At 44.6% G+C, this 3,268-nt stretch carries 5 protein-coding genes; all 5 read left to right on the forward strand.

What is annotated here, in order from left to right:
• Positions 1-378 (forward strand): ABC transporter ATP-binding protein (locus tag NT178_18125; protein MCX5814436.1); only part of this gene is annotated, 378 nt, incomplete at its 5' end.
• Between the two features lie 88 nt (positions 379-466).
• Positions 467-913 carry an ATP-binding cassette domain-containing protein gene (locus tag NT178_18130; protein ID MCX5814437.1) on the forward strand — a complete coding sequence of 149 codons (447 nt, stop codon included), beginning with the start codon at positions 467-469 and terminating at the stop codon, positions 911-913.
• Positions 906-1,166 (forward strand): hypothetical protein, encoded by a 261-nt coding sequence (locus tag NT178_18135; protein ID MCX5814438.1) that lies wholly within the window; start codon positions 906-908, stop codon positions 1,164-1,166. Before NT178_18130 ends, NT178_18135 begins: the two co-directional genes overlap by 8 nt.
• An 11-nt stretch (positions 1,167-1,177) precedes the next feature.
• The gene (locus NT178_18140) at positions 1,178-2,833 is read left to right on the forward strand and encodes a class I adenylate-forming enzyme family protein (protein MCX5814439.1); all 1,656 of its coding nucleotides are present in this window, start codon (positions 1,178-1,180) and stop codon (positions 2,831-2,833) included.
• 118 nt (positions 2,834-2,951) lie between these two features.
• A complete protein-coding gene (locus NT178_18145; GenBank protein ID MCX5814440.1) occupies positions 2,952-3,155 on the forward strand; it encodes a PAS domain-containing protein in 204 nt (67 codons plus the stop codon).
• The last annotated feature ends 113 nt before the right edge of the window (positions 3,156-3,268 follow it).

The raw sequence follows: 3,268 nt of genomic DNA on the forward strand, positions 1-3,268 counted from the left end.
GTTGACATTCTTGAAGAAATCGGATTTGAAAGGGATTCGAGGGTTCCATACAAGCTTGCGTCAGCACTGCCTACAGGCTACCTGAAGCGCCTTGAACTCGCACGGTGTATGGCATTGAGGCCTGAGATTATATTTTGTGATGAGGTTTTTTCGGGTTTGAGCATGAGTGAGATTGCCGGAATGCTCCCCCTGATCGAAAAGATGAAGACGGAAGGGATAACCCTTATCATGGTCGAGCATAGATTGAGAGAGCTTTTCCGGGTTGCTAACAGGGTCATGGCACTGAATTTCGGCGAGAAGTTAGTTGAGGGCGAGCCTAATTTTGTTATCGAGGACAAGCGGGTAAGAGAGGCATACCTTGGCAGTGAAGGGGTATGAAACAATTTAGAATTGAGAATGGCAAAAACTGATGGCTGAATCAGAAACCTGTGGGCTATTAACGATGAACAGAAGAGGATTATAAAATATGCTTGAAGCCTTTGAATTGATGGTTTTTTATGAGAATATGATTGCCCTAAACAATGTAAGCATCAAATGCGATGAGGGCAGTATTATCGGGATATTCGGTTCCAACAGCGCCGGCAAAAGCACGCTCATGTATGCTTTGTCCGGTATTATTCTGGACATTAAAAAGAAAGAGGAAATGCGGGGTGGAGAACGGATATCCGTATACGGGAGAATTTTTCTCGACGGAAAGGATGTGACGACACTCAAGCCACACCAGAGGGCAAAAGTCGGGATTGTCCTGTGCCCGGAGCGCAGGCGCATATCCGCTGAAAGCTCGGTTTTGGAGAAATCTCGAATATGTCCTGAACCTCTTTCCCCGGTTGAAAGACCACCTGCATCGGCAGGGCGGCTTTTTGAGCGGTGGAGAACAACAGATGCTTGCTATCGGAAGGGCGCTTATGGCTAATCCGAAAATCCTACTACTTGACGAACCCCTTCTCGGTTTAAGCCCGGCATATCAGGAAATAGTTATCAATGGCACAAAGGAGATTCGCGATACAAAAGGCATCAGTGTAATTATAACAGAGCAGTATGCAAGGCCTGTCATACCTATTATTGATTACGGATATATACTTGAAAACGGTTCAAGCGTTCTTTCCGGGTCTGGAGAAGAACTTATGGATAACCCGGATGTAAAATCTGCATACTTTGGTGTGTGAGGAGTCTGTCTATGGGATCATTTGAAGAGGAAAAAACATTTACCCGTTTTAGTGAAATTTGCAAAAAATATGCTTCCAAAACAGCCATTGTTTATCTTGGGCAGGAGTTTACCTATGGGTATCTGGAGACGCTCATAGATAAATTTGCAACAGGACTTGCCGATCTTGGGGTAAAAAAACAGGATAAGATAATGCTTTACATCTCCAACTGTCCCCAATGGATGATTGCAAATTTTGCCATCAACAAAATTGGGGCCATAGTTGTACCGGTATCTCCTATTTATACAACCTTTGAGATAGAATACATGATAAGAGATGCGGGTATAGAGTCGGTTATATGTCTTGATACAAATTTCGTCTATGTAAAAGAGATAATGGAGAAAACAGACCTCAAGCGGGTGATTGTTACAAACCTTGCGGATTTTGTGTCCCCGGTGAAGCGGCTTATCGGTTTTATGTTTGATAAAATTCCCCACGGAAAGGTCACAAAGGGTAATAAAATCTACTTTTTTAAAGATATCGTAAGGCAAAGTTGGCCAAAACCGCCGCAAGTCGAGATTGATCCGATGAATGACCTTTCCTATATAATGTACACCGGTGGTACAACGGGTTTTCCGAAAGGTGTGCCGGGTAACCACATTGGAGAAGTCTCATATATCAACGATATTATGGAAGATGTTATTGGTGATTATGTTGATGAAGGAAATGATGCCGTGCTGATGGTGAACCCCCTCTTCCATATCATGGCAAAGGGCTTTTCTATAGCCTTCGGGTTCAATTTCGGGAATACGGTTATATTGATGCCGTTACCCGAGGTTGACGCCGTGCTTTCTGCAATCGAGAGGTACAAAGTAAAATGGATGCTCGGGGTTCCGGCACTATACCGAATGATGCTTGAGAACGACAGGATTGACCAATATAACCTGGGTTCGCTCCGCTACTGTTATTGCGGCGGCGATGTCCTGCCGGCAGAGGTATTTAAATCCTGGAAAGAAAAATACAATATACCGCTTTACCAGGTGTACGGTTCTACGGAAATAGGCCATGTTGCCTACAGTCCACTTAACAAAGAACCATCCGCTACAACGATCGGAATACCTTTAAAAACAAGAAAATCCATTGTTTGCGACAGGGAAACCCTCGAAAAAGTCCAGCCAGGCGAACTGGGGGAACTCCTTGTCACTTCTCCTTATACGATAAAACAGTACCTGAATAAGCCGGAAGAGACAGATTATTGCTATATCAACATTAATGGAGACACCTTTTACCGGATGGGCGATTTCGTGAAGGCGAATGAAGAAGGTGAGCTTGAATTTGTCGAGAGGACTGCAGATATCATCAAATATAAAGCATATAGGGTCTCGGCATCAGAGGTTGAAGCTGCCCTACAGGATCATCCGACGGTAATCGGGGCCTGTGTTATCGGTATCCCTGACCCGAAAGTAGGTGAAAGGATTAAGGCAATAGTTGTCTTAAAAGAAGACGCCAGGGGCATCGGGAGTACGGAGTTGATAAAATGGTGCAGGGACAGACTTGCTCCTTACAAGGTTCCCGGCTATATAGAGTTCAGGGACATGCTCCCGAAATCAAAGGTAGGGAAACTGCTCCGTCGTGAGATCAGGGATGAAGAAAAACGGAAGATGGAGAAGGAGAAGAAGCGGGCATAATGCCGCTTTGCAACAGTTTGCATCCGTTCGGCAACCTGTTGTTCAAACATCTTTACTGAATATTCTCTGCTCACGGGGGTATTCCCTTTGTTCTCTCAACTCCAGAGGGCAAAGGAGCTTGCCGAGTCCGAATCAAAATGGAAAAATAGTGTTTGCAAATCAGGCTTATTGCGATCTGCACAGTATTGCACCTCATGAGATGATAGGAAAGTCTTATACTGAACTGGTAACGCCGAAATCATTGCCTGTGGTGCGGCGGCTTTACGAAAGGAGAATGTTAGGCGAAGATTCTGATACAGTGCCCTTCAGGGAGATAAATTGAAGAGAAAAAAAATACTTATCATAGACGATGAACATTCTTTGCTTGAATCCCTGGACATGTTCCTCACTGAAAAGGGCTACACAGTGCAATGCGCTACCACAGCAGCAGAAGGG

This window comes from Pseudomonadota bacterium, from assembly GCA_026388255.1.
Taxonomy (GTDB): Bacteria; Desulfobacterota; Syntrophorhabdia; order Syntrophorhabdales; family Syntrophorhabdaceae; genus JAPLKB01.

Coding starts and splice junctions, on each gene's coding strand:
- NT178_18130 (MCX5814437.1), top strand. CDS start 467: ATGCTTGAAGCCTTTGAATTGATGGTTTTTTATGAGAATATGATTGCC.
- NT178_18135 (MCX5814438.1), top strand. CDS start 906: ATGGCTAATCCGAAAATCCTACTACTTGACGAACCCCTTCTCGGTTTA.
- NT178_18140 (MCX5814439.1), top strand. CDS start 1,178: ATGGGATCATTTGAAGAGGAAAAAACATTTACCCGTTTTAGTGAAATT.